This is a genomic window from Leisingera daeponensis DSM 23529 (genome assembly GCF_000473145.1).
Lineage (GTDB): Bacteria > Pseudomonadota > Alphaproteobacteria > Rhodobacterales > Rhodobacteraceae > Leisingera > Leisingera daeponensis.
On the sequence record NZ_KI421500.1, the window covers coordinates 3,379,211 to 3,402,684 of the forward strand.

General features: G+C 64.4%; 25 protein-coding genes. 9 read left to right on the plus strand and 16 right to left on the minus strand.

From position 1 onward, the window contains the following. Positions 1-9: 9 nt before the first annotated feature. From dctP to DAEP_RS0117005, 8 genes are all read right to left on the minus strand, one after another. The gene (gene dctP, locus DAEP_RS0116970; protein WP_027245501.1) at positions 10-978 is read right to left on the minus strand and encodes a TRAP transporter substrate-binding protein DctP; all 969 of its coding nucleotides are present in this window, start codon (positions 976-978) and stop codon (positions 10-12) included. Positions 979-1,263: 285 nt separating this feature from the next. Next, a complete protein-coding gene (locus DAEP_RS0116975) occupies positions 1,264-2,805 on the minus strand; it encodes an indolepyruvate oxidoreductase subunit beta family protein (RefSeq protein WP_027245502.1) in 1,542 nt (513 codons plus the stop codon). Further along, entirely contained in the window at positions 2,802-4,967 is a 2,166-nt protein-coding gene (locus DAEP_RS0116980; RefSeq protein ID WP_027245503.1) for a thiamine pyrophosphate-dependent enzyme, read from the minus strand. Before DAEP_RS0116980 ends, DAEP_RS0116975 begins: the two co-directional genes overlap by 4 nt. Before the next feature lie 27 nt (positions 4,968-4,994). Beyond that, positions 4,995-5,498: a MarR family winged helix-turn-helix transcriptional regulator gene (locus DAEP_RS0116985; RefSeq protein WP_027245504.1), complete on the minus strand. Its 504-nt coding sequence runs from the start codon at positions 5,496-5,498 to the stop codon at positions 4,995-4,997. A gap of 88 nt (positions 5,499-5,586) precedes the next feature. Beyond that, positions 5,587-6,378: a cyclase family protein gene (locus DAEP_RS0116990; RefSeq protein ID WP_027245505.1), complete on the minus strand. Its 792-nt coding sequence runs from the start codon at positions 6,376-6,378 to the stop codon at positions 5,587-5,589. Positions 6,379-6,802: 424 nt separating this feature from the next. Beyond that, positions 6,803-8,353, minus strand: a complete 1,551-nt coding sequence (locus DAEP_RS0116995) for a TRAP transporter large permease (RefSeq protein WP_008553427.1) — start codon at positions 8,351-8,353, stop codon at positions 6,803-6,805. Then, positions 8,350-8,847 carry a TRAP transporter small permease subunit gene (locus tag DAEP_RS0117000; protein WP_027245506.1) on the minus strand — a complete coding sequence of 166 codons (498 nt, stop codon included), beginning with the start codon at positions 8,845-8,847 and terminating at the stop codon, positions 8,350-8,352. The genes DAEP_RS0116995 and DAEP_RS0117000 overlap by 4 nt, the downstream gene beginning before the upstream one ends. Before the next feature lie 66 nt (positions 8,848-8,913). Continuing rightward, a complete protein-coding gene (locus DAEP_RS0117005) occupies positions 8,914-9,999 on the minus strand; it encodes a TRAP transporter substrate-binding protein (RefSeq protein WP_027245507.1) in 1,086 nt (361 codons plus the stop codon). Between the two features lie 203 nt (positions 10,000-10,202). On the opposite strand from DAEP_RS0117005, the gene DAEP_RS0117010 reads away from it, so the two are divergent. The 3 genes from DAEP_RS0117010 to DAEP_RS22830 all read left to right on the plus strand — a co-directional run bounded on the left by DAEP_RS0117010 (position 10,203) and on the right by DAEP_RS22830 (position 13,301). Continuing rightward, the gene (locus DAEP_RS0117010) at positions 10,203-10,904 is read left to right on the plus strand and encodes a GntR family transcriptional regulator (protein ID WP_027245508.1); all 702 of its coding nucleotides are present in this window, start codon (positions 10,203-10,205) and stop codon (positions 10,902-10,904) included. Between the two features lie 392 nt (positions 10,905-11,296). Next, positions 11,297-12,277: an AI-2E family transporter gene (locus DAEP_RS0117020; RefSeq protein WP_008557419.1), complete on the plus strand. Its 981-nt coding sequence runs from the start codon at positions 11,297-11,299 to the stop codon at positions 12,275-12,277. 346 nt (positions 12,278-12,623) lie between these two features. Continuing rightward, positions 12,624-13,301: a PRC-barrel domain-containing protein gene (locus DAEP_RS22830; RefSeq protein WP_008554725.1), complete on the plus strand. Its 678-nt coding sequence runs from the start codon at positions 12,624-12,626 to the stop codon at positions 13,299-13,301. A 181-nt stretch (positions 13,302-13,482) separates the two neighbouring features. Here the strand turns inward: DAEP_RS22830 and DAEP_RS0117030 are convergent, their stop codons facing one another. Further along, positions 13,483-14,070: an exopolysaccharide biosynthesis protein gene (locus DAEP_RS0117030; RefSeq protein ID WP_027245512.1), complete on the minus strand. Its 588-nt coding sequence runs from the start codon at positions 14,068-14,070 to the stop codon at positions 13,483-13,485. A gap of 207 nt (positions 14,071-14,277) precedes the next feature. Between DAEP_RS0117030 and DAEP_RS0117035 the strand changes: the two genes are divergently transcribed. Beyond that, complete coding sequence (locus tag DAEP_RS0117035) at positions 14,278-14,766, plus strand: hypothetical protein (protein ID WP_008554492.1); 489 nt, start codon at positions 14,278-14,280, stop codon at positions 14,764-14,766. A 10-nt stretch (positions 14,767-14,776) separates the two neighbouring features. Then, positions 14,777-14,902 carry an entericidin A/B family lipoprotein gene (locus DAEP_RS0117040; RefSeq protein ID WP_008556371.1) on the plus strand — a complete coding sequence of 42 codons (126 nt, stop codon included), beginning with the start codon at positions 14,777-14,779 and terminating at the stop codon, positions 14,900-14,902. Between the two features lie 241 nt (positions 14,903-15,143). Here the strand turns inward: DAEP_RS0117040 and DAEP_RS0117045 are convergent, their stop codons facing one another. The 4 genes from DAEP_RS0117045 to DAEP_RS22835 are packed head-to-tail and all read right to left on the minus strand — an operon-like array spanning position 15,144 to position 19,170. After that, positions 15,144-16,628, minus strand: a complete 1,485-nt coding sequence (locus DAEP_RS0117045; protein ID WP_027245513.1) for a phospholipase D family protein — start codon at positions 16,626-16,628, stop codon at positions 15,144-15,146. Continuing rightward, a complete protein-coding gene (locus tag DAEP_RS0117050) occupies positions 16,606-18,369 on the minus strand; it encodes a sensor histidine kinase (protein WP_154665113.1) in 1,764 nt (587 codons plus the stop codon). Before DAEP_RS0117050 ends, DAEP_RS0117045 begins: the two co-directional genes overlap by 23 nt. A gap of 5 nt (positions 18,370-18,374) precedes the next feature. Beyond that, the gene (locus DAEP_RS0117055; protein WP_008553468.1) at positions 18,375-18,932 is read right to left on the minus strand and encodes an RNA polymerase sigma factor; all 558 of its coding nucleotides are present in this window, start codon (positions 18,930-18,932) and stop codon (positions 18,375-18,377) included. Beyond that, positions 18,925-19,170, minus strand: coding sequence for a NepR family anti-sigma factor (locus DAEP_RS22835; RefSeq protein WP_154665070.1), 246 nt, complete (start codon positions 19,168-19,170; stop codon positions 18,925-18,927). The genes DAEP_RS0117055 and DAEP_RS22835 overlap by 8 nt, the downstream gene beginning before the upstream one ends. Before the next feature lie 47 nt (positions 19,171-19,217). On the opposite strand from DAEP_RS22835, the gene DAEP_RS0117065 reads away from it, so the two are divergent. Then, a complete protein-coding gene (locus tag DAEP_RS0117065; RefSeq protein ID WP_027245515.1) occupies positions 19,218-20,033 on the plus strand; it encodes a response regulator in 816 nt (271 codons plus the stop codon). 183 nt (positions 20,034-20,216) lie between these two features. Here DAEP_RS0117065 and DAEP_RS0117070 read toward each other — a convergent pair whose 3' ends face one another. The 3 genes from DAEP_RS0117070 to DAEP_RS0117080 form a co-directional block, all read right to left on the minus strand. Next, positions 20,217-20,714, minus strand: a complete 498-nt coding sequence (locus tag DAEP_RS0117070; RefSeq protein WP_008555645.1) for a Dps family protein — start codon at positions 20,712-20,714, stop codon at positions 20,217-20,219. A gap of 111 nt (positions 20,715-20,825) precedes the next feature. Beyond that, the gene (locus DAEP_RS23675; RefSeq protein ID WP_008556398.1) at positions 20,826-20,996 is read right to left on the minus strand and encodes a DUF1328 domain-containing protein; all 171 of its coding nucleotides are present in this window, start codon (positions 20,994-20,996) and stop codon (positions 20,826-20,828) included. A gap of 227 nt (positions 20,997-21,223) precedes the next feature. Next, positions 21,224-21,904, minus strand: a complete 681-nt coding sequence (locus DAEP_RS0117080) for a Crp/Fnr family transcriptional regulator (RefSeq protein WP_425411774.1) — start codon at positions 21,902-21,904, stop codon at positions 21,224-21,226. A 178-nt stretch (positions 21,905-22,082) separates the two neighbouring features. Here DAEP_RS0117080 and DAEP_RS0117085 point away from each other — a divergent pair, with 178 nt between their 5' ends. From DAEP_RS0117085 to DAEP_RS0117100, 3 genes are all read left to right on the plus strand, one after another. Continuing rightward, a complete protein-coding gene (locus DAEP_RS0117085; RefSeq protein WP_245595110.1) occupies positions 22,083-22,457 on the plus strand; it encodes a hypothetical protein in 375 nt (124 codons plus the stop codon). Between the two features lie 42 nt (positions 22,458-22,499). Further along, a complete protein-coding gene (locus DAEP_RS23680) occupies positions 22,500-22,673 on the plus strand; it encodes a DUF1328 domain-containing protein (protein ID WP_008557019.1) in 174 nt (57 codons plus the stop codon). A 336-nt stretch (positions 22,674-23,009) separates the two neighbouring features. Continuing rightward, on the plus strand, positions 23,010-23,462 hold the full coding sequence (locus DAEP_RS0117100) for a MarR family winged helix-turn-helix transcriptional regulator (RefSeq protein WP_027245518.1): 453 nt from the start codon (positions 23,010-23,012) through the stop codon (positions 23,460-23,462). Positions 23,463-23,474 lie beyond the last annotated feature (12 nt).

Here is a 23,474-nt window from a genome sequence, read left to right on the forward strand (position 1 = left end):
CCGGTCCCATCACTTCAGCAGGCAGGCCTGCAGCTTTTCGCCAAGCTGCGGGTCCGTTTTCATCACTTCGCCCCAGCCCTCGGCCTGCGCGGTCTCGCTCCACAGCTTCCCGTTCTCGCCGTTCAGGGTAATGGTCTTGATCCCCGCCTCGGCCTGGGCTTTGGCCTCGGCCTCGTTGCGGGCGATGTTCCCGGCGTTCTGCTCTTCGATCCAGGCAGCGCCCTTTTCCAGCAGGGCGCGCTGCTCATCGCTCAGGCTGTTCCAGCTGTCGAGGTTCACCAGAAAGTTCACGTCCACCTGATAGAAACCGGGATCGACGCGATAGGCGGTCTGCTCGTGCCAGCCAAGGTCCAGCACGCCCTGGCTGGGCCAGCCATAGCCGTCGATCGCCCCGCGCTCCAGCGCGGTATAGACCTCGCCCGGTGCGGTGCGCACCAGCGTGGCCCCCAGTTTTTCGAACATGGCGCGGTAGACCGGCGTGGTGCGGATGGTCAGACCGGTCAGGTCCGGGCCCTCCAGCGGCTTGGTCAGATATAGATGATAATTCATGTGATCGCCCACGCGGGCGAGGTATTTCACGCCCATCTGCTCCTGGTGAACCTGGTCGATCAACTCGTAGCAGCCATTCGCCCGCTGATCTTGAATGGTGTTCTGCGCCAAGTGCAGGGCGTCGCCTGCGGGCAGCAGGTTCGGGTAGTAGGCGGTGGTATTGTTGGCGATGTCGACGATCCCCGCCTGCACCGCATTACCCAATTCAAAGGGCGGGACGGCTTCCGGCCCGCCGAGCAGGTCGATCTGCACCACGCCCTCTCCGTTTTCGTTGACCCAACCAACGAAGGCCTCGAAATCACGGGAAAAAGTTGTTCCGGTGGCAAAGGCGGTCACCGCCTTCAGCGTGACTTCTTCAGCTTGGGCAGAGACGGCGGTGAGCGTGGCAGCCCCGAAAAGGGCGGCGGCGGCAAGTGTGCGGAATGTCATGTTGGTCTCCCTGGGTGTGTGGCGGCGCGCAGACCGGGCGGTTTGCTGGCCCTTGTTTTTCCGGGCGCCCTTGAAAAAGCCTAGGTCCAGGCTGTCTCACCTTCAAGTGTGAAGTTTTAAGCTTCAAGTAAGTTTATATGCAAACGCATAAAAAAGTTTGGTGGCGCAGCTATATCAGGCGGCTGGCGGTCCGGCTGATTCGGTTTTTCGCGGCCGCTCGCCTTTTCTGATCGCCGCAATAGCCGCGCATCCGCACCCCGTGACCTGCCGGACGTCTTGGCCCGGCTACGCCGCGAAGCTCCGGATGGTTCTGAGCGCTCCGTCCAGGGCCTCTCCCTTTTCGTCCTGCAAGGCGGCCTCGCGCAGGCGGGACACCCATTGCGGTCCGTCTTCGCGTCCTGCCACCAGAGTGGCGCCGTGCATCACCTTGTCGAACTTCGAATGCCCGCGCGCGTGCGTGTCCGAATAGCCTTTGATCAGGCGGCGGCAGCGGATCACCTCGACCGCCATGCCGTAACTTTGCGGAAGATAGCCAAGCGCGGCGGCCAGCCATTGGTCCAGATGCGCCTGCTCTTGCGCGTGCCTCAGGCTGCGGCGGCGCCAGCCGCGCAACCCGCCCAATACATACAGCACCGCAAAGCCGCGCAGGCTGTCCGTGCGGATACGGCGTCCCTTGCTGAACAGCGTGTTGAGGCGGGCCATCCACTTCGGGCTGTTTTCCACCCGCGCGCCCAGGCGGGCGGGCAGCAGCCCGGCGATCTCCTCGGCGCGGGGATGCAGATAGTCGGTCAGGGTCATCAGCTTGCCCTGCGATCCCATCTGGCTCTCGATACGGCCAAAGCGGCTGCTGCGGGTCTTGAGGTCGGCAACCCGGATCACGTCGTCATAGGCCATTGCATTGGCGATATGCTTCGCCGCCTCGCGGCCAAGCTCATATCCACGGTCCATGCTGTCGCGGTCCAGCACCCGCTGCAGCCGGTCCAGGTATTCGGCCCCGTAAGCCGTATCCTGAAAATCCACCACCTTGCGCAGGCCCGGCACGGCCATCTCCTGCACCCCGGACGGAAACTGCGAAACCTGCGCCATCAGCCCGTTCCAGGCGGCCAAAGCCTTGCTGGGGCCTGCGGTCTCAGCCGGAGTTTCTGCCGCGGGTGCGGGCTCCGGCCGCTCGCCTTGCTCCGCCAGATCGAAACCGGCGGCAAAGGCCCGCAGGCTCGCCTCAACGCCCTTACCGCTTGCGCGGATTGCGTCCTCGAACGCGGCCCGGGGAAAGGGCAGGGCGCCTGAGCCTGCCAGGGCCCCGAACAGCGAGGCGGAAATCACCGACCCAGCCCGCACCGCGGCACTGTCCATATCGGCCATCACCAGCTTTCGGGCCGCGATTCCGGCGGCGGCGCGCACCTCCTCCGCGTTGGCGATGCCGTCGCCCGGCACCATCTTTTCGGACACCGCCAGCGCCCGATGGGTCGAGGCTATGAGCGTGGTGCGGTCCGGGGTCACGAAGCCGCGCATGATCGCCCGGCCGGCCTCCATCATTTCGGCGGCGATCATCACGTCCACGTCGCCTGGCGCCGGCGCCAGAGAGAACACAGGGTGCGGCACGCTGCCCGGTGCCATCTCGATGTAATAGATGGTTGCGCCGGTGCGCTGGGCAACGCCGGCGACGCTGGTAGCCTGGGCGCTGTACCCTTGGCTGCGGGCGAGAGATTCGATCCAGTTGGTCAGCACCCCGCCGCCCTGGCCGCCAACGGCAAGAACGGCCAGCTTGATCACGCCTTGCACGCCCGGGCCGTCCGGGCGGGCCGCAAGCGGCATTTCGATGGTCATGATGCAATCCTCCCGGAGGCGGTGCCGTTGAAGGTGAGGCGCCGCACCGCGCGGCGGGTCTGCAGCCAGGAGATCACGCGGCTGCGCAATCCAGCCGCCCAGCGTTCAAAGCCGCTGGGGTTATGTACCACGCGCGCCTCATAAAAGGAGGGGCAGAGAATGGCGGCGTCCGCCACCTCGCCGCAGTTGCCGCAGCCGACGCAGGACTGGTCGATATGCGCCACCGGATCGTCGCGCAGCGGGTCGTCCAGCGTCTTCAGCGACAGCGACGGGCAGCCGGACAGGCGGATGCAGGCGTGATCGCCAGTACAGATGTCCTCATCAACGCCAAAGCGGGGGATATCCACCCGCGCGCCGTCCTTGATCGCCTTATTGCGCTGCGGCTTTTCGCGGCGCTGCCGGTTCAGCATGCATTCGGAGGAAGCGACGATCACTTTCGGCCCGTCGTAATCGGTGGTCAGCGCCTCGCGGATGGTCTCGCGCATTCTGGTGACGTCATAGGTCCGGTCGATCTGCCGGATCCATTTGACGCCCGCGCCCTCCAGCGCCTTGGTGATCGGGTTGTTGGTGGATTTGCTGGCGTTCTTCGCCCGGCTCGACGGAATATCCTGGCCGCCGGTGGCTGCGGAATAGTAGTTGTCGACGATGATCGCCACGCTGTCCGACTTGTTGAACACCATGTTGCCGATCGAGGTGCTAAGGCCGTTGTGCCAGAACCCGCCGTCCCCGATGATCGAGATCGCGCGCTTTTCGCCGCCGCCGTCAAAGGCCGCGTTGGAGGCCGGTCCCAGCCCGTAACCCATGGTCTGACCGCCGATTTCAAACGGCGGCAGTGCCGCAAACAGGTGGCAGCCGATGTCCGCCGAGATCTGATGCTTGCCCAGTTCCTGCTCAACCAGCTTCATCGAGGCAAAGATCGGCCGCTCCGGGCAGCCGGTGCAGAAGCCCGGCGGGCGGATCGGCACGGTCTGGCTCAGATCCGGGATCTCCGGCTGCGGCGTGTTGGGCGCGCGCACCTGGCCGGGAAGGAGGTGGGCAGCATATTTGCGGAAGAAATCATCCAGCCCGTCCATCATCACCTGGCCGGTGTATTCGCCGGCCTTGGGGAAGATGCCCTTGCCCTCAAGCCTGGTCTGGCTGCCCGCCTTGAACAGCATGTTGCCCAGCTGTTGTTCGACGAACTCCGGCTGGCCCTCCTCCACCATCAGCACAGCGTCCTTGCCCGCGCAGAAGTCAAGGAGGTCGCTTTGCACCAGCGGGTAGGCCACATTCATCACATAAAGCGGCACATCGGTGTTGCCGCTGACATCCGCCAGCCCCAGCCGCTGCAGGGCGCGGATCACGGTGTTGTACATACCGCCCAGGCAGATCAGGCCAACCTTACCGTCCTGCGGGCCAAAGCGCTCGTTCAGCCCATGCTCCAGGATGAACTTCTCCGCCGCGGGCCAGCGGTTTTCGATCTTGTCGTGCTCATGCTGATAGGACATCGGCGGCAGCACCACGCGTTTGAAATCGCGCTGCGGATTGGACAGCGCCTCGCGCACGGTCAGCGGCGGCCGCTGGTTGTCGCGGCACTCAAAGGTGCCGGTCACATGGCAGGAGCGGATCCGCACCATCAGCATGACCGGCGTATTCGACGCCTCCGACAGGGCAAAGCTGTCGCCCACCGATTTCACGATGGACGGCAGGTTCGGCCGCGGATCAAGCAGCCAGAACTGGGATTTCATCGCAAAGGCATAGGACCGCTCCTGCATGATCGAGGAGCCCTCGCCGTAATCCTCGCCCACGATCACCAGCGCGCCGCCGGTGACCCCGGAGGAGGCAAGGTTGGCCAGCGCGTCGGAGGCCACGTTAACCCCGACCGACCCCTTGAAGGTGACCGCGCCGCGGATCGGATAATGGACAGAGGCCGCCAGCATCGCCGCGGCGGCGGCTTCGGAGGCGTTGGCCTCGTAGCGCACGCCCAGCTCGCCCAGCAGCTCCTCGGCATCGGCCAGCACATCCATCAGATGCGAAATCGGCGCCCCCTGGTAGCCGCCGACGTATCCCACGCCGTTCTCCAGAAGCGCCTTGGTGATGGCCAGAATGCCCTCGCCGGTAAAGCTGCTGCCTGCACCTTGGCGCAGATGCTCGACCTCAGCCTTAAACGATCTTTCGGCCATTGGCGCCTCCTTGGTTGCGGTCCCGGATCAGAATTGGTTCACGCGCACGTTGCGCAGGATCTTCTGCAGCGTGGCGGTAAAGGCGCGCTGTTCCTCAGGGTCGATGCCCTTGAACATCTGCGCGCAGGCCTCCGCCACATGCGGCCAAAGCCCCTCGTGGGTTTCACGGCCCTTCGGGGTCATCACGATGCGGGTGGCGCGGCTGTCATCGGGATCGGACTGGCGCAGAACCAGCCCGTCGCGCTCCAGCGCATCCAGCGCCCGGCTGAGGGTGGATTGCTCCACCACCGCATACACCGACAAGTCGCGGATCAGCAGACCGTCCAGCACCGACAGGACCGCCAAGGCCCGCATCTTGGCCGTGGTCAGCCCATGCGCCGCCATCTCCTCGCGCAGGGCCGCGTTGTAGCGCCCCATGATGCGGTTCATCAGGTAGGGCGGGAAGTTTTCCAGCCCGATCTCCCCCAGCCGCGGCAGCGGGGCGCTCGCCTCCGCGGCAGCTTGCGGTGCTGCGGTTTCCTTTGCAGTCATGCATCTTTCCTTTACGCCTGATAAGATCCGGAGCCGCCGCCCGCGCATCAGCGCCGGCTCCGGGGGTGATGCGGGCGCGTTACCTGCCTCAGCCCCGCGGCACCAGAGCCAGAGCCCGGATCGGGCTGCCGGTGCCGCGCTTGATCTTCAGCGGCGCGGCAATCAGCAGCGCGCCCTTGGGCGGCAGCTTGTCCAGATTGGCCAGCGAGGCCAGGCCAAAGCAGTTGTCCCGGTGCAGCAGGTTGTGGGCCGGGTAGGGCGGCTCCATCCCGCCGGCCTGGCCTGCATCGGTGCCGATGCACTGGCTGCCCCAGCCGGCGATTTTCTTCGACAGCAGATATTCCACCGCATCCGGCGTCGGTCCGGGGCTGTGCGGGCCTGTGTCATCCGCGTTCAGGAAGGCGTCTTCGTCACCGGCGCGCTTGTCCCAATCGGTGCGCATCACCACCCATTCGCCTTCGCCGATGTCTCCGTGCTCTGCTTCCCATGCCTTGATCAGATCGGCGGTCAGCAGGAAATCCGGGTTCTCGGCGCTTTCCTTGGAGCAGTCGATCACATTGACCGGCGCCACCAGGCGCTGCACATCCAGCGTATCGGTATAGCCGTCGCTGTGGTCCTTGCCGGTGATCCAGTGGTGCGGGGCGTCGAAATGGGTGCCGGAATGCTCCCCCAGAACCATCCAGTTCCAGGCAAAGAACGGGCCGTCCTCGTCATATTCGCTGATCTTGTGGATTTCGACCTTGGGCGTGTTCTTGGCGAAATCCTCGGGCAGGCGCAGGATCGGTGTCTCAGGCCCCAGGGTGCCGGAGCAGTCCACCACTTCGACCTGTCCGGACAGGATCATCGCGCCCAGGCCATCCAATATATTGGCTGCAGTCATTCTTCTTCTTCCGTTGTGCGCGGTCTGAACGCCGCTTTTCGCGTCCGGTTAAGGACTGCGTGTCAAAATATACATGTATTTGCAAATTTAAAAGCCCTTTGAGAAATAGACCTAAAATGGCGCAGGATGAGTCTCCGGCTGCCAGTAAGTATGTATTTGCATGTTACTTGGAGGGGGTGGCGCAGGAACTGCCCGCAAGCGGCCCGGTGCTTTGGCAAGTTCGCTGGCACAGACGTTCATCTGGAGGAAGGCCTGAATTCCGATCAGCCGCCCGCCTCCCCCTGAGCCTCAGGGAGCAGCCGCCCGCGCCGCCCAAGCCCCGGCGGCGGAGCATCCGGCCCCACCTCGTCCGATCTTTTGGCGGCTTACGCCGCTTGGGTGGGACTGCCCGCCGCCGCGCGGTTTCCGGCCGGGACGCGGCGGGTCAGAAGATTGCCGCGGGCAGCCAGGTCGCCAGCCCTGGGATCAGCCAGACCAGCAGCACCCCAACCGCCTGCAAGCCGATGAAGGGCACCACCCCCTGATAGATGTGGCGGGTGGTGACCTCCTCCGGCGCCGCGCCGCGCAGGTAGAACAGCGAAAAGCCGAACGGCGGGGTCAGAAAACTGGTCTGCAGGTTGATGGCGATCAGAATGCCAAGCCAGACCGGGTCATGCCCCATCAGGATCAGAGTCGGCGTGACCAGCGGCAGCACGATCACCGAGATTTCGACAAAATCGAGGAAGAAGCCCAGCACAAAGATGAACAGCATGCAAAACAGCAGCGCCCCGGACGGGCCACCCGGCATGTTGCCCAGGATATGCGCCACCCGCTCCTCGCCGCCCAGCCCGATGAACACCAGCGAGAACATGCCCGCCGCCAGGATGGTGGCAAAGATCATCGCGGTCATCGTCGCGGTCGAGGTCACGGCCTCATGCAGGATGCGCTTCTTCAGGCCGCTGCGCAGGGCGGCGATCACCGCAATGGCCCCCGCAGCCGTCAGCAGCGCGTAAAACAGCCCCGCTGCGAAATCAACGGTGCTCAGGTCGCTGCGCTGCAGGCGGATGGGGTGCACGCCCGACAGGATGCCCAGAAGGATCAGCGCCGCAGCCCCCAGCAAGATCAGCCGGACCGGTCCGCCCGCCCGCAGGCCCGCCATCAGCAGCGCGCCGATGGCCCCGACAGAGGCCGCCTCCGTCGGAGTGGCAACGCCGCCAAGGATTGCGCCCAGCACGGCAAAGATCAGCAGGATCGGCGGCACCACCGCGCGAACCACCTCACCGCGGCTGGGGCGGGCCATTTCTGCCGGGGCAGAAGGCATATCCTGCGGCCGCAGGAATCCCCAGGCCAGGATATAAAGAAGGTACAGCACCACCAGCACCAGCCCCGGCACCAGCGCCGCGGCAAAGAACTGGCCCACCGACAGGGCCTCGACCGAAAACTTGCCCTGCTCGTACTGCGCCTGCTGAAATGCGTTGGACATCACGTCGGCGAGGATGATCAGCAGCGTCGAGGGCGGGATGATCTGCCCCAGCGTGCCGGCCGTGCAGACAATGCCGGAGGCCACCCGCGGATCATAGCCCGCCCGCAGCATCGCGGGCAGGGCGATCATGCCCATCGCCACCACCGTGGCGCCGACGATGCCGGTCGAGGCCGCCAAAAGCGCCCCAACCAGCACCACCGAAATGCCCAGGCCGCCCTTCAGCTGGCCGAACAGCCGCCCCATGGTGTCCAGCAGCTCTTCGGCGATGCGGCTTTTTTCCAGGATCGCGCCCATCAGCACAAACAGCGGAATGGCGATCAGAACCTGATTGCTCAGCAGCCCGAAGGCGCGCTGGCCAAGCGCCCCCAGCAGCGAGATGTCCATCACTCCCAGGACCCAGCCGAGATAGGCGAACAGGATGGCGACCCCCGCGATCGAGAAGGCCACCGGAAACCCCATGAGGATCGCTGCCATCAGGGCTGCGAACATGACCAGGTCGAGATATTCCGTCATTGAGGGGATCTTTCCGAGAACAGCCGGATCAGCAGGGCGATGGATTGCAGCATGACCAGAACGCAGAAGGCGGGGATCAGCGATTTCAGCAGGAAGACGGCCTCCAGGCCGCCGACGGCAATCGGGCCTTCAAGAATGGCCCAGGAATTGCGCACCGACGGCCACGACCAGTACAGCAGCGCCGCCATCGACGGCAGCAACAGGACCAGATGGCCGAAAATGTCGATGCGGCGCTGGGCCTTGGGGCTGAGACCTGCATAGAAAACATCGACGCGCACATGTTTATCAACCAGCAGCGTATAGCCGGCCGCCAGCATGAACAGGGTGGCGTGCATATAAAGGACGCTCTCCTGCGCGGCGATGGAGTTCACCCCGAACACATAGCGCCCGACCACGATGGCAAATTGCGCCAGCACCATCAGCAGCGCCAGCCAGCGTATCACCATCGCCAGACCCCGGTTGATGCCGTCCATCGCATCCGCAACCCGTAGCATCCTGCGTCTCTCCCCATCAAAAAGCCGGCGCCCGGTCTCCCGGGGCGCCGGCAGCCGTTGCGCGGATCAGTAGCCCATCACCGATGCGCGAGCGTTCATCTGGCCGTTGTCGGCATAGGTCATGTAGCCGCCGACACTGTCGCGGTAGGTCAGGAAGCTCTCGGTGATGCGGCGCACCAGTTCGTCCTCGTCTTCCTGCAGCTCGGCGATCACTTCCTTGGCGGCGGCGCCCATCGCGGCGATCACGTCCTCGGGGAACATCTTCACCTGCACGCCATCCTCATCCACCATCTTCTTCAGCGCCTGCGCGTGTTTGGTGGTGTATTCGGTCCAGACCGGGTTGTAGAGGCTTTCGCAAGCCAGCGACACCACCTGCTGCAGGTCCTCCGGCAGCTCCGCGAACACGCTGGCGTTGACGCCGCATTCCTCGGCCGAGGACGGCTCGCCCACGCCGGGCCAGTAGTAATTCTTGGCCACCTGGTAATAGCCAAGCGCGCTGTCGGTCCAGGGGCCGATGAACTCGCCGGCATCAAGCGCACCGGTCTGCAGGCCCTGGAACATCGCCGGGCCGCTGGTGGCCTCCGCTGCCATGCCCAGTTTCGAGGCCATTTCCGATGCCAGGCCGGTGGTGCGGAACTTCAGCCCTTTCAGGTCTTCGGCAGAGTTGATTTCGGTCTTGAACCAGCCGCCCCACTGCGGGCCGGAGTTGCCGCACAGGAAAGGCTTGATGCCGAAACGGCCGTACATCTCGTCATAGAGCGCCTGGCCGCCGCCGTGGTACAGCCAGCCGAACTGCTCATCCGCGCGCAGACCGAACGGCTGCGAGCCGAACAGCAGGATGCCCTTCGATTTGGAGCCCCAATAGGCCGGAACCGCGTGATACAGCTCCGCGGTGCCTTCGGACACCGCATCGAACACGCCGCGGCCCGGCACCAGCTCGCCCGCGGCAAACAGCTTCACCTCGATCCGGCCGCCCGACAGCGTGGTGATCCGGTCGGCCAGCATCTGCGCCGCGACACCGGGTCCGGGCAGGTTCTTCGGCCAGGCCGTGACCATCTTCCACTGCATTTTGCCCTGGGCAATGGCCGGGCTGGCCAGGGCCGTAGCCGCCGCGCCCAGAGCGCCGGCTTTCAGAAACTTCCGTCTTTGCATGTTCCATTCCTCCGTCTGTCGGTGGATCTGCGGTGGCCGCGGGCCGGTGGCGCAGAGTCGATCTTGTTTTGTAAGTGCTTTACATTAATATGTAGCTACATATTCTTGTCAATCACGGTTGCGCGGTTCGCGTTCGCCTTTCGCCGCACGATGAAATATGGAGCGGCAGCGAACATTGTCCCGCGCGGCCTGGGAGATGAATATTGACGGACAAGCGGCGCCATTCCTGGACGGAGATCCGGGACAGCATCCGGCAGATGATCCTGGATTCGACCTACGGGCCCGGGGACAAGCTGCCGCGCGATGAAGAGTTCGCGGCCCAGTTCGGCTGTGCCCGCTCGACCGTGCACCGCGCCATGCGGGACCTGGCCGAAAGCGGAGTGGTGGAGCGGCGGCGCAAGGGCGGCACCATGGTGCGGCGCGATCCTGTCACCCGCGCGACGCTGAATATCCCGATCACCCGGCTTGAGGTCGAACAGAAAGGCAGCGTCTACCAGTATCAGCTGATCCGCCAGTCGGTGCAGGCCACAACCCCTGCCATCATGGCCAATTTCGGCCTGCCTGAGCCCCGCCCGATGCTGCGGGTCGAGGCGCTGCATCTGGCCGACAGCCGGCCCTATATTTTCGAGGATCGCTGGATCTGCCTGGAAACGGTGCCCGAGATCGCATCCGTCGACCTGACCCGCGACAGTGCAAACGAATGGCTGGTCCGCAACCGCCCCTACAGCCGCTGCGATTTGCGGCTTTACGCGCGGCCCGGCACCAATAGCGACAGCGAAGTTTTGCAGAGCAAGACCGGCGACGCCTTGTTTGTCATGGAGCGCACCACCTGGATCGGCGAGGACCCGATCACCAGCCTGCGCGCTGTGGCGCATCCAGGCTATCAGCTGGTCACGCAGGGCTGACGGCCAGCCCGCGGCGGTGTCTCAGGGAACCGAACGGGCACGGCAGGCGTTTGATCCAAAACGCACGGACGCCTGATCAAGGGGGAATGATGCAAGCCGGACGCGCCGCAAGCGCGGCAGGCGGCACGCAGCCCGGTTGCCTCAGGCCCGCCAGTTCGCCGCACACCAGTTCCGCAGACGCCTGCAGCAGCGCCACCCGGAGCGAATGGATGCTCGCGGCGGCTTGCGCGAGCGGAGCCATAAGGCCAATGTCACCTGGGAGGACCACCATGCCAAAGGACCACACCGCCCCCGCTCTTCAGCCGCCGGCGGCTGCACGCCGCAGGCCGCGCAGCGGCACGGGGCATTAGATCATGTGGCAAACCGTTATCGCCAGGCGCTCCGTCCGCGTTATGCTGCTGATCATTACCCTGATCATGCTGGGCGGCGCGATGTATTTCGCTAAACCTGTTCTGGCGCCGGGTGTTTTTGCGCTCGTGGTCGGCGTGGTGATCGCGCCGCTGGCTGACCGGCTGGAACGGATCGGGGTCAGCCGGGTGGCTGTCGCCAGCAGCCTGCTGTTGCTGACCACGGCGCTGCTGGCCCTGCTGATATTGTCGCTGGACCCGCTGATGACATCGCTGGCCAGCCAGGTCCCCAAGATCAAATATGAAATCCGCGGCTGGCTCGACATGGTGTCCGGACTGCTGCGCGGCATCGAAAGCATCAGTTCCGAGATCGAGGAGACAATAGGCGCAGCGGAAGCGGATACAGAGGAAGAGGGCACCGGCCTGCCGACCCTGACGGACGCGCTCTGGCTGGCGCCGAACTTTGGGGCGCAGATGTTCATCTTTGCCGGCACGCTGTTCTTCTTCGTGCTGACCCGGAACGAACTGTATGAAAAGGCAGGCAGCTATGCCGCCCGCTTCTTCCGGGCAGAGCGCGCGGTGGCGCGCTATTTCGCGGCGGTCACGATTGTGAACGGCGGGCTGGGCTTGCTCACGGCCGCCGGCCTGGCGCTGATCGGCCTGCCTGGGGCTTGGATCTGGGGCCTGGCGGCGGCCATCCTGAACTTCATCCTCTATCTTGGTCCGCTGATGATGCTGGCAGGGCTGACGGTGGCGGGTCTGACGCAGATCGGCGGCGCTGGCGCCGTGCTGCCGCCGCTGGTGTTCCTCGCGATCAACATCGCCGAGGCGCAATTTGTCACCCCGGCCTTTGTCGGCCGCCAGCTGGACCTTAATCCGCTTATTGTGTTCTGGGCCATTGTTCTCGGGTTGTGGATCTGGGGCCCGGTGGGGGCCATCGTGGCGCTGCCGCTGGTGCTGTGGTGCGGCCGGATGCTGGTGCCGCCGCCGGACACGGCAGAAGCCGTCACGCCTGAACACCAGTAGAGCCGGAACAGCATCCAAACATTCAAACCGGTTCGGGCAGCCTTTTTCGGCTGCCCTTTCCGTTTCAGCCCTTCGGAGTTCTGCCCCCTGAGGGGAGGCGCATGGGCCTTACGCCCATAGATATTGTCCCGCTTTTGAACCGCTCCCATGCGGCGCTGCCGCCGCCAGCCGGGTCCCCGCAGGCGCGTTTCAGGCCCGGTCAGGCGGTAATCTGCCTGCCTCTTATTTGCCGGCGCGATTTTTTTAAAAAAAATTGCGCGGCGCGGGAACCAAGCGGGTTCTCAGCGGGTTGGGTCGCTGTAACTCAAGCGCGCTGATGAGTGAAACTGGACAGGAGATCAATCCGATGAAACATCTTATGCTTTCGACTTCGCTGATCGTCGCAACCGCAGTGCCCGCCTTTGCCGGCACAGAAACCGAAACCACCGGCAACGCCGAGGCCGAGGTTCAAATGCAAACCCCGGCGGCAGATGTCTCCGGCGAAGCCAACGTTTCGGGTGAGGCCCAGGCCGACACCGGCACCTTGGAGCAAGAAGCTGAAGAGGCTGCCAACGAGGTCGAAGCCGAGGCCGAAGAGCTGACGACTGAAGCCGAAGCCGGTGCCGCCGAGCTGGCCAATGAGGCCGAAGCAGCCGCTGAAGAAGTGGAGCAGGAAGCCGGCGAAATGGCAACCGAGACCGAGAACGCCGCTGAAAGCATGTCCGACGCCGTCAACCCTGACGCCGACGGCCCGGCCATGGAACCGCTGGCCGAAGGCGAGCTGACCGCGGAAGCCCTGACCGGCGCGTGGACCTACGACTCCAAAGATGAGCACATCGGCGAGGTGTCGCAGGTGATCGTGAACACCAACGGCTCTGTCGAAGCGGTGATCATTGACGTCGGCGGTTTCCTGGGCATCGGCGAAAAGCCGGTCGAGCTGACCATGGGCGATCTGGATATCGGCAAGGTTGATGGTGACATCCGCGTGAACACCCATCTGACCCGCGAAGAATTGGACGCTCTGCCCGAGTACCAGGCTGACTAACACACCCAGTTTCAAAGGGGCCGCCCAGCCCCTTTGACAGCCGCCGGTTTGTCCTCCGTCCCTTTGCCGGTTTCCTGCCTCGTACCGGTGTTTCGGGCAAACTCAACTGCCAGGCGGCCCTTCAAGGCCGGGTTCCGTAAAGGAGCCCGGCCTTTCGGGTTTTAATAACATGGCGCCGGCGTCAGATCAGCCCGGCCGCCAGCGCCGTTGCGGCGGCACCCAGCCCGGACAGGGTCAGCAGGGCAATCAGCCCGTCGCGGGTCAGCATCGCCACCGCCAGCAGGCTGACAGCAGCCCCCAGGATCGAGGACGAGAAGGGCACGATCTCCAGCAGCGGCATCAGCGCGCCGCAGATCAGGCAGACCAGCCGGATGATGGTCAGAAAGGGCTGCCGCACCAGCGCCGGCAGCCGCCTTCCGGCGTGCCTGTCCAGCCACCGCGCCGTCCGCTGCAGGGCCGCCGTCATCTTGCGCACGGTCCGCCCCTTGATCTCGCGGCGGCCCAGCCATTGCGGCAGCCAAAGGTGCCTCCGCCCCAGCAGCATCTGTCCCGACACCAGGCAGATCATGATGCCGCAGGCAGAGGAGAACAGCGGCACCCCGCTCAGCGGCGAAACCACCGCCAGCGCCGGCAGCGCCAGAACCGCCGACAGCGATCGGTGGCCAAGCTCCTCTGTCAGCGTGGCGACCGTGACCGGCCCGCTGCTGTCGCGGACAATGCGGCTGGTTTCCTGAAGGACCGCGGCAACGGGCTGTTTCGAAGGGTTCATCGGTTCCTGTCTCCGGCTGCTATTCTGCGCAACACCTACGCCTGGCCCGCCGGTAAAGTTCCCTCTGCAACTGCCCTGTCGCCGGCCAGATTTCGCGCATGAGGAGTGTCAGCGGGATTTTAGTTCACACATCAGGAACCTTTCAGACCAGCGGCGCGTTTCTGTCTTGGATCCCCAAGAGGGACTGACATGGAAAGGAGCATTAAAATGACTCATCTGATCCGCACCACCGCCCTCGTTGCCGCCATGGCCACCGCAGCCGCGGCGGGCTCCCAGGTTTCCGAAATCGACGTGACCGCCGACCTGAGCGCGATTGAGAATTACGAGGCTGCCAAAGCCTGGACCAGCCTTGAAACTGACCTGGAGACGGCTCTGGCCAAAAACCTCGTGGGCCAGATCGCTGCTGAAGGTGCTGAAGAGGCCGCGGAAATCCATATCGAAATCGACTCCGTTTCCCTGGCAAGCAACTTCGAGAACGCGCTGGGCGTGGGCGAATGGATGCTCAAGGGCGACGTGGACATCGACATGCCCGATGCCTCCAAGGACATGCGTTATGACCTCACCGTTTCCGCCGATCAGGTCAACGCGTATTATCCCGAAGGCACCGATCCGGCCGTGGTGACCGTTGACAGTGAAATCTTTTACAATGCCATCGTCGACGCCTTTGCCAGCAATGTCGCGTCGAAGCTGAAGTAAGGAGGCAACCATGCGTATCCTGATCGCATTTCTGGCCCTCGCCGGACTGGCGGCCTGCGAAACCACCGAAGGCTTCGGCCGGGACGTCTCGAACCTTGGCGATGAGATCACCGAGGAAGCGCAGGAAGCGCAATAAGCCGGACGTCCGTTTCCAGAATATATTGCTAACCCGGCGGCCCTTGGGCCCGCCGGGTTTTCTTTTTTTAGAACCGGCGGAACTTTTGCGGGGCGGGGGCGTTGACCTTGCAGATACCGGCCCGAGGTCCTCCCCCTATCCGGTTTGATCCGGCAGTTTCGGGCTTCCTTCAAGGCACCTGGGTTTCACCCCGGGTGCCCTTTTTTGTGGCTGCTGCTGAGGGCGGCCCAGCTTCACAGGATCAGACGATGTCCTCTGTGGCGCCCGGCAGCCGCTGCTGCAGTTCCGACATCTTGCCGGAGTCGTGCGGCACCAGCAGCCCGCGGCGCGCTTCCGGCCGGCGCACCTGATTGCGGCGCACCTCCTTCAGCCACCAAGCCGCGGCATGGACCGGGTCCAGCGCCTCGGCGGGCAGGTCTTCCTGCCACCAGTGCCGCGCCAGATTGTGCCACAGCGTTTCAATCCGTCCGCGCTGGGTGATCCGCAAGGCCGCCTCGGTGTCCCAGCGCATCGACCGCCCGTTGAGATTGGCCGACCCGACCATGGCAAAATCCCTGTCGGTGACCAGAATCTTGCTGTGCACATAGATGATCGGCGACCCCGACAGGGTGGCAGGCGCGTCGCGGGCGGCCATGCGCCGCTGGACCGGGCTGGCGATGCAGGCCCGGGGGCCGAAGGCCTCGGTCACTTCCTCCAGCGCTTCCGCCTGCAGCGCCATGCCATAGCGCGCGTCCAGATCGCGGTTGCCTTCAAAGGCGACGTCATCGGGCAGGGCGGGCAGAACCAGGATCAGCGACAGCGCAGGGTTGCGGCGCGCCGCAGCGGCCAGGCCGCGCGCAATCGGGCTGGAGCGCAGGAACTGGGACTCCAGGTAAATCAGGTTCTGCGCTTGCTCGAAGGCGGCCAGGTGGTCTTCCTCGATCTCCTTCAGCATCGTGCGGGGTGAGAGGGCCCAGAACCCGAACCGGCGCGGCGCGGACATCGTGCGCCGGATCAGCTTGCCCTCGGGCGGCTGCTTGCGCAGGGCGATCTGGTCGCGGAACAGTTCCAGATGGCGGGCCGCCTCTTCAGCTTCGGGGCCGCGCAGGATCAACTGCACATCAGCCCAGGTCTCATGCGCGGGCAGATCATGCTGCTTGGTGTCATAGCGGCGCCGGTTCAGGTCCAGGCCGCCGATGTACAGAACCTCGCGGTCGATCACCGCAACCTTCTGGTGGTGCGACACCGGATACAGTTGCGGCAGCCCGGGGCGGCTGGCCGCTCCCGGCCGCAGCCGCCGGGGCAGCTTGCGCAGTTTGCGCATTACGAAGGGCGAAAACGCAAGCCGCGGCAGCAGCCCCGCCCGCGTCGGATGCAGCGAGGCGGCGACCGACAGCAGCGCGGCCTCCTCCGGGGCAAGCCCGGCCATGATCTCCTGCGCCTGCGTCAGCGTCTTCTGCGCGGCGGCATGCAACGGCGCCGCCATCACCGGGTCGAAATCGCTGACCACCAGCCGCACCCGGACCCCGCGCCGCAGCGCATCGGCAATCAGATCCGCCCAGGTGTCCCCGGTTTCCCGCGCCTCCGGACTCAGCAGAGGGGTGGCGAAATCGAACAGGCGGAAACTGGCAAGGAGCTCGCGCTGAGCGCCCAGCACCGCGCGTTCAAACGCGGGCCAGGCCTCTTCGGCAGTAATCAGCACCTCGAATTCCTCGCGGCGCTGTTCAGGTTGCGGCTCCTGCGGCATGTTTCTCCCGATTCTGGTTTGGCGGCGCCGGCGGGACAGCCCCGGCCGCTGCGGGGAATCCCAGCCGGTACGTATAGCTGTCCTCAGTCTCGTACGTGTCAGCCTCGCCTTCAAGCTGGGTGGCGAACGCCAGCATCAGCCGCGACCCGATGCCGGTCCCGTCGCCGGCCTCCTCGGGGTCCATCGCAGGCTTCCCCTTGGTGTTGGTAATCTCGAGCTCCAGCCAGTTTTCCGCGGTTTCGCGCAGGCTGATCCGGATTTCCGGCTTTCCGCCGGCGGGCACCCCGGCGTTTTTGACCGCGTTGGTCATCGCCTCGGACACCAGCATCGACAAGGTCACCCCCTGGTCCTGGCTCAGCGGCACCTGCACCAGGTCGCTGCTGATGGCCAGTTTCTGCCCGGCGCCGGGGGTCATCGCGCCGATTTCGGTAATCAGCGCGTCGATCAGGTCGCGGCTGTCGACGGTGGTGATATCGGGGTTGGTGTTCAGGCTGCGGTGAATGGTGGCCAGGCCGCGCACGCGGCGCTGCAGCTGCGCCAGCATCCGCCGCGCCTCCGGCGTCTGCGCGTTGCGGCTCTGCATATTCATGATCGAGGCGACAAGCTGCAGGTTGTTCTTCACCCGGTGGTGAACCTCGCGCAGCAGGATGGTCTTTTCTTCCAGATCCAGCTCGCGCCGCCGCTCTGCTTCGCTGAGGATGGAAACCATCCGGTTGAACGACTGCTGCGCCTCGGCAAATTCACGCGGCGGCGCAACCAGATCCAGGGTAGGGTTTTCGCGCTCGCCCAGCGCATAGCGGCGCATCGCCTTGCGCAGTGCGCTGAGGTGGCGGATCACCATCCGCTGCAGCCCGAAGATCGCTACAGAAATCCCGGCCAGCCACATCAGCAGGGGAAAGGCCAGGGTCATCAGGGATGCAGGGTTTCTGGCCGCCGACATCGCTTTGTCCACCGGCCAGCTGCCAACGACGGAAACTTGCCCGGGAAGGATCTCGCTCACTGCAAAGAAACGCTCGCGGCCAGAGCGCGAGTCCTCGAAAAACGTATCGCCGGTGCGCGCCACCAGATCGCGCCGGGGCACCGACCCGGGCAGCGCCAGCGGCGCCTCATCCTCAGGGATGCTTGCCGACAGGATTTCCCCGTCGGCGTCAACGGTGACATACTGAATGCCGGTATCCTGCGCATCCACCGCAGCCTGTGCCGGACTGACCCGGTGGGGAATGCCGATGGTCACATAACCTTTCAGGATGCCGTCGCGCAGCACCGGGCTGGTGGCCAGCAGGAAGCTGCCGGTTCCCCCCGCCACATCGCGGCCCAGGGCAAAGGACAGGCGTGTCGTCTGCAGGGCTTTCAGGAAAACCCACTTTTCGGACAGGTCCCGCGGTATGCTGTCAGAGGCGCATTGAACTTCGCCGTTGGTCGACATGAAGGCGGCGAAGGTGAACGGGTTCGCCCCCTCGGTAAAGGACTTGAGCAGCCGCGTGCAGCTGCCGGCATCGTCTGCCACCGGCAGGATTGCAGCAGCCAGACCTTCAGTCGCGCCGCCGGCGCGCTGAAGCAGCGCACGTTCCCTGGCCGCGGCCCGCTCAGTGCGGTCCAGCAGCGAGGCGTGCGACAGCCGGGTGGCTTCTTCCACCACTGCGTTGGTCTGGTACAGCGCAATCAGTCCGAGCGGCAGCAGCGCAAGCGTCATAACCGCCGCCAGCCGGACCAAGAGGCTGCCTGCGTGCAGCCTGGGCATTTTGATCACGCGGCGCCCTGCTGGGCAACGATCCCAGCGGTTACGGTGTCTGTCAGTTCCATTTTGCTGTCGCTGCCCATGTCCATCAGTTCGCTCAGCCGGGCGCGGGCGCGGTTCACGCGGCTTTTGATGGTGCCGGTCTTCACCCCGCACATTTCCGCCGCTTCCTCGTAAGAAAAGCCGCCTGCACCGACCAGCGTCAGGGCTTCGCGCTGTTCGTCGTTCAGCTGGGCAAAGGCCACTTGAAAATCGCGCATGTGCAGCCGCCCGTCGTGATCGGGTTTCTGCGCAAGGGTGGCGGACAGTGCTCCGTCGGCGTCCTCGACCTCGCGTTTGCGCTTGCGGCGCAGCGAGTAATAGGTGTTGCGCAGAATAGTGAAAAGCCACGCCCGCATGTTGGACCCGTGTTCGAATTTGTCGATATTCGTCCAGGCCTTCACCAGCGTGTCCTGCACCAGATCGTCGGCGGTGGCGCCGTTGCGGGTCAGGCTGATCGCAAAGGCGCGCAGGGCGCCCAGGTGATTGACCAGGTCGTCTCTCGGGTCCTGTGCGGCGTCAGTCATCGGAGCGGTCCTTCTCTGAAGGTTCCGGTGCGGCGGGAGTTGACGCACCTTTCTCCTTCAATTGCTTCAGCAGGTCGGTGAACCGGTCAGGAACGGGCTCATTAGCAATTTCTTCGAAAGCCCGCTTGAGGTTTTCGTCTATGTTGCGGTCGGCCGTCTCCATGCGCGGCCGGGGGGGGTGTAGCTGTGTCATGCCATCCATCGGTTTTTTGCGCGGTTTTCTGGAACCAAAACGCATATTAAAGCGTATAGTTCCATGTGTATTGCAAAAAAGGACATCACAAAATGACCGCTCAATCGGGAGAACTGATCGCAAGTCAGATTGGTGCAAACTTGCCCTACCTGCGCCGCTATGCCCGTGCGCTGACTGGCAGCCAAAACAGCGGCGACCAGTATGCCCTGGCTTCGCTGGAGGCGATCCTGGCCGGTGACGCCGACTACGACAGTGTGCTGTCTCCAAAAGTGGCGCTGTTTCGTGTCTTCCATGCGATCTGGTCCTCCTCCGGCGCCCCGGCGGCAGAAGAGGGCAGCGATGACGGCCTGGCCGCCAAAGCCCAGAGACATCTGCGGCGGCTGACCCCGAACACCCGCGAGGCGCTTCTGCTGCACACTATTGAGGAATTCAGCGCAGCCGAAACAGGCACCATCATGGGGGTTAGCGAAAGCGAAGCCTCTGAGCTGATTTCCATCGCATACGAGGAGATGTCGCGCGCCACAGCGGGCAGGATTATGATTATCGAGGACGAAGCGGTTATCGCCATGGACCTCGAGGCGATCGTTACAGAGATGGGCCATCAGGTAACCGGCATCGCCCGCACCGAATCCGGCGCGCTGGACCTGGCCGCCAAGGAAAGTGCCGATCTGATCCTGTCGGATATCCAGCTGGCGGATAATTCCAGCGGGATCGACGCTGTCAACGGCATCCTGGCCAAGCACGGCGACTGCCCGGTGATCTTCATCACCGCTTTCCCGGAACGCCTGCTGACGGGCGAAGGACCCGAACCTGCCTTCCTGATCTCGAAACCCTATACCGAGGAGCAGGTGCGCTCGGCAGTGAGCCAGGCGATGTTCTTCTCCTCCACCGAAACCCTGAAAAGCTGACACTGCCCGGAATCGCCGGAGGCTTGCAGCCCGGGCCGCTTTTTGCGGTCCGGGCTTCTTTTTGCCCGGCGCTCGGCGGCGGCCTTTTGTTAAGGGCCCCGCCCCGGGGAGGAGAACGGGGCGGGGCTTGGTCGCCTTCCTGCAGGACGGGAGGGAGGCAGGAAGGCAGAACCGGTTCCGGTGTCAGGATTTGGCGAGAGCCCGCATCATCCAGGCGGCCTGCTCATGGAAGGCGGAGCGCGCGGTGGCCAGATCCTCGGTCACGATATCGCGGCGGCTGCTGGCCAGCTCGGCCAGCGCGTGCAGCCGGTGGGCGATCCGCTCATGGCTGGCGGCCAGGTCCTGAGCCATCCCGCCGGCGGACAGTTCGCCGCTGGCGTCCTCGATCTTGGAGCGGTTCAGGATCTCATCCATCCGCGACGGTGCCAGATGCCCCAGCGCGCGGATGCGTTCAGCCAGCGTGTCGGCGGCAGCGAACATGTTCTCGTACTGCTCTTCCGTCAGCTTATGCATCGAGTAAAAGGCCGGGCCTTCCACGTTCCAGTGATAGGCGTGGGTCTTGAAAACAAGGCGGTAGGTGTCCGCCAGCACATCCGCCAGGCCGCTGGCGATCGGGCCAGTGTCGCGGACACCGGTTCCGACGGTGTCGGGGCTCGGGGTGGCTGAAAGTGCGTCAGTCATAGAATACTCCTTGTCTCTGTCTGGATTGCGGCGGTTCAGCGCGAACGACGCGGCAATCAGTTCGGTGCCCGGTCTGCAGGCTGGCGAGCATGCGGCGGCCGGCAGCGGCCGTCAGCGGGAGGAGCCGCGCAGCAGCCGTATGATCAGCGCCACTGCGAACAGCACCAGGAAAATAAAGAACAGGATCTGTGCGATCCCGGCGGAGGCCGAAGCGATGCCGCCAAACCCGAAGATGCCGGCAATAATTGCAACGGCCAGGAAGACGAGCGCCCAGTACAGCATTCCGTGTCCTTTCTGTTGCGATTTGTACCAGTCCAACCCGCCAGCCGGCGAAAGGTTCCAGCGACGGCGCCGCAGTTTTTCAAAGCACACGCGCTGCGTCCTGGCCTGCGTACCGGGCAGGCCGCTTGCCCGCCTGAAGCCGGGCCGGCGCGCACGTGAGGTATTACACGTGAGGTTTTATCAGTCTGGAAAATCGCCGGGCCGCGTGGCCGGGTGCTGCTGCGGCGTCAGATCAGCGGCCGCGGTTCGGGCGCGGAAAGATCTACCATCGCCACGGTGGCCAGGGCCGGCAGATTGCTGATCTTCAGCCGGCCGCTATGCCATTCCACCAGCTTCTTGTCCCGCAGCGCCTTCAGCATCTTGTTGGTGTGGACGAGCGACAGGCCCAGTGCATCCGCCAGGTCCTGCTGCTTGAACGGCAGCGGCACCGCGCCGTTTGCCTCCATCCCCACGGCCTTCAGCCGCTCGTAGATCCGCACCAGCGCCCAGGCAATCCGCTGAGCAGCGTCGCGCTGGCCGAGCGAGGCGATGGTCTCGCCCAGGAAATGCTCCTCGACCGCGGAAATCCAGGTCAGGTCATAGGCCCGGTGCGGCTGTTGCTCGAACATCTCAAACAATGCGGTCCGGCGGAACACGCACAGCGTCATCGCGGTGGTGGCCTCGACCGAATGCTTCATCTCCCCCATCAGCCCGGCCTGCAGCCCGGCGAAATCGCCCGGAAAAAGAAAGTTGATCACCTGCCGGCGGCCGTTTTCCAAGGTGGTGTAGCGCGTGCCCATTCCTTTCAGAACGGTGTACAACTGCGGGCTGTTGGAGCCTTCCAGCAGGATTGTTGTGCCCGCATCCACCACCAGTTCGCCGGTTTTGAACTGCTGAGTGAATTGCAGCTCCTCTCGCGACATCGGCATGAAGATGGCCCGTTTACGCAATGGGCATTGGCGGCAGGCAGTTGAAGACATGGCGCTCCCCTAACAGCTATGTCGCAGTTTAATGCGCCGGGTGTGCAATAACTATACAGTCTATGCAGACAGGGAGGCCGGTGCAATGGAAATGCTCTCTCCAGGCTGCTCACAGGTTTATCTGATCATGTCCCGGAACTATCTGGTAACATGTGACATTTGCGATGCCATTCTGGATTTCGACCCGGCCGCTGAACTCAGCGTTCAGAAGGAGTATGATTCTGCACTAGCGGCGCTGAAGCGGTACCAGCAGTTGGCCGTCGCCTTTATCGAGGCGGGTTCCGAGCAGGTGACCCGGCTTCACTTCGACAGTGCGGTGCAGGACCGTGGCGGCCGCCTGGTTCTGTTGGGAAACGCCGCCGAAAATGAGCTGGACGCGCACTCGCCATGTCTGCGGTGGCCTGTGCTTGCCCGGCCTGTGTCCACCCAGATGATCCGGGCGCAGCTGGCACTTCTGAAACCCGGCGCAGGGAACAAAAACCGCGTTGCCGGGTTGGTTTAGCGGATGCTGCCTGAAGCAGCGTTGCTGAAAAGGAGTAATGATATGCTTGGTTGGGCGCTTACATTTCTGGTTATCGCTCTGATTGCGGCCCTGCTTGGATTCGGCGGCATCGCCGGCGCGTCCGCGGGTATTGCCAAAATTCTGTTCTTCATCTTCCTGGTGCTGTTCGTCATCGCGATGATTGCCCGCGCAATGAAGGGCAAACCGCCGGTCTAAAATACGGCAAAGCGGCCTGCCCGCACGGCCAAGGCCCCGCCGCGGGCAGGCCGTGCCCGCCCGGGTGGGGGTGGGGGGCTGCCTGCCGGGCACAGGGTGTGCGTGCCGGGGGGCGCGTGCGGGGGCTGGGCTTGCGCCGCTGACAAGCGGCCAAGACCGCCCGCCACCCTGTGTCCGGTTCAGGCAAAAGCCATTTCAGGCTTCAGGAACTCGGTTCGGTGCTGGCTGTGCCGCCATCCGCTGCATAAGCCCGAGACACGGCGCTTCAGCGGAGAACCCCGGCTGTCAGCAGTATAGTTGACATGGTCAATCAAGTGGTTGACATTGCCAACCATCATGTCTGACGATCCATTTCATCTCCACCGCTCCCTGGGCTATCAGGTAACCATGCTGGCCCGGGTGATCGAGCGCCGCTTTGAACAGCGGATCGCGGAATTCGGCCTCACCCGGGTGATGTGGTGCGTGCTGCTGGCCGCAGGGCGGGAGGAACTCACTGCCCCGTCAGAGATCGCAAGCTTCATCGGCATTGACCGCACCGCGGCCTCGCGCACGCTCCGGCAGATGGAGGAGCGCGGCTTTATCACCCGCAGCGGCGGCGCCCAGGATGGCCGGAAGATCCAGGTCCGGCTGACACCGGGCGGCCGCACTGCGCTGGCAAAGGTGCTGCCCCTCGCGCAGGAAAACGCAGCCCATTTCGAGGCGAAGCTCACCGGGCCGGAACTGGCCCAGCTGCGCACCGCTGCCGCCAAGCTGCTCGCGGACGAGCCGCGCATCGTTACCAGGCTATGAGGCACCGGGGGG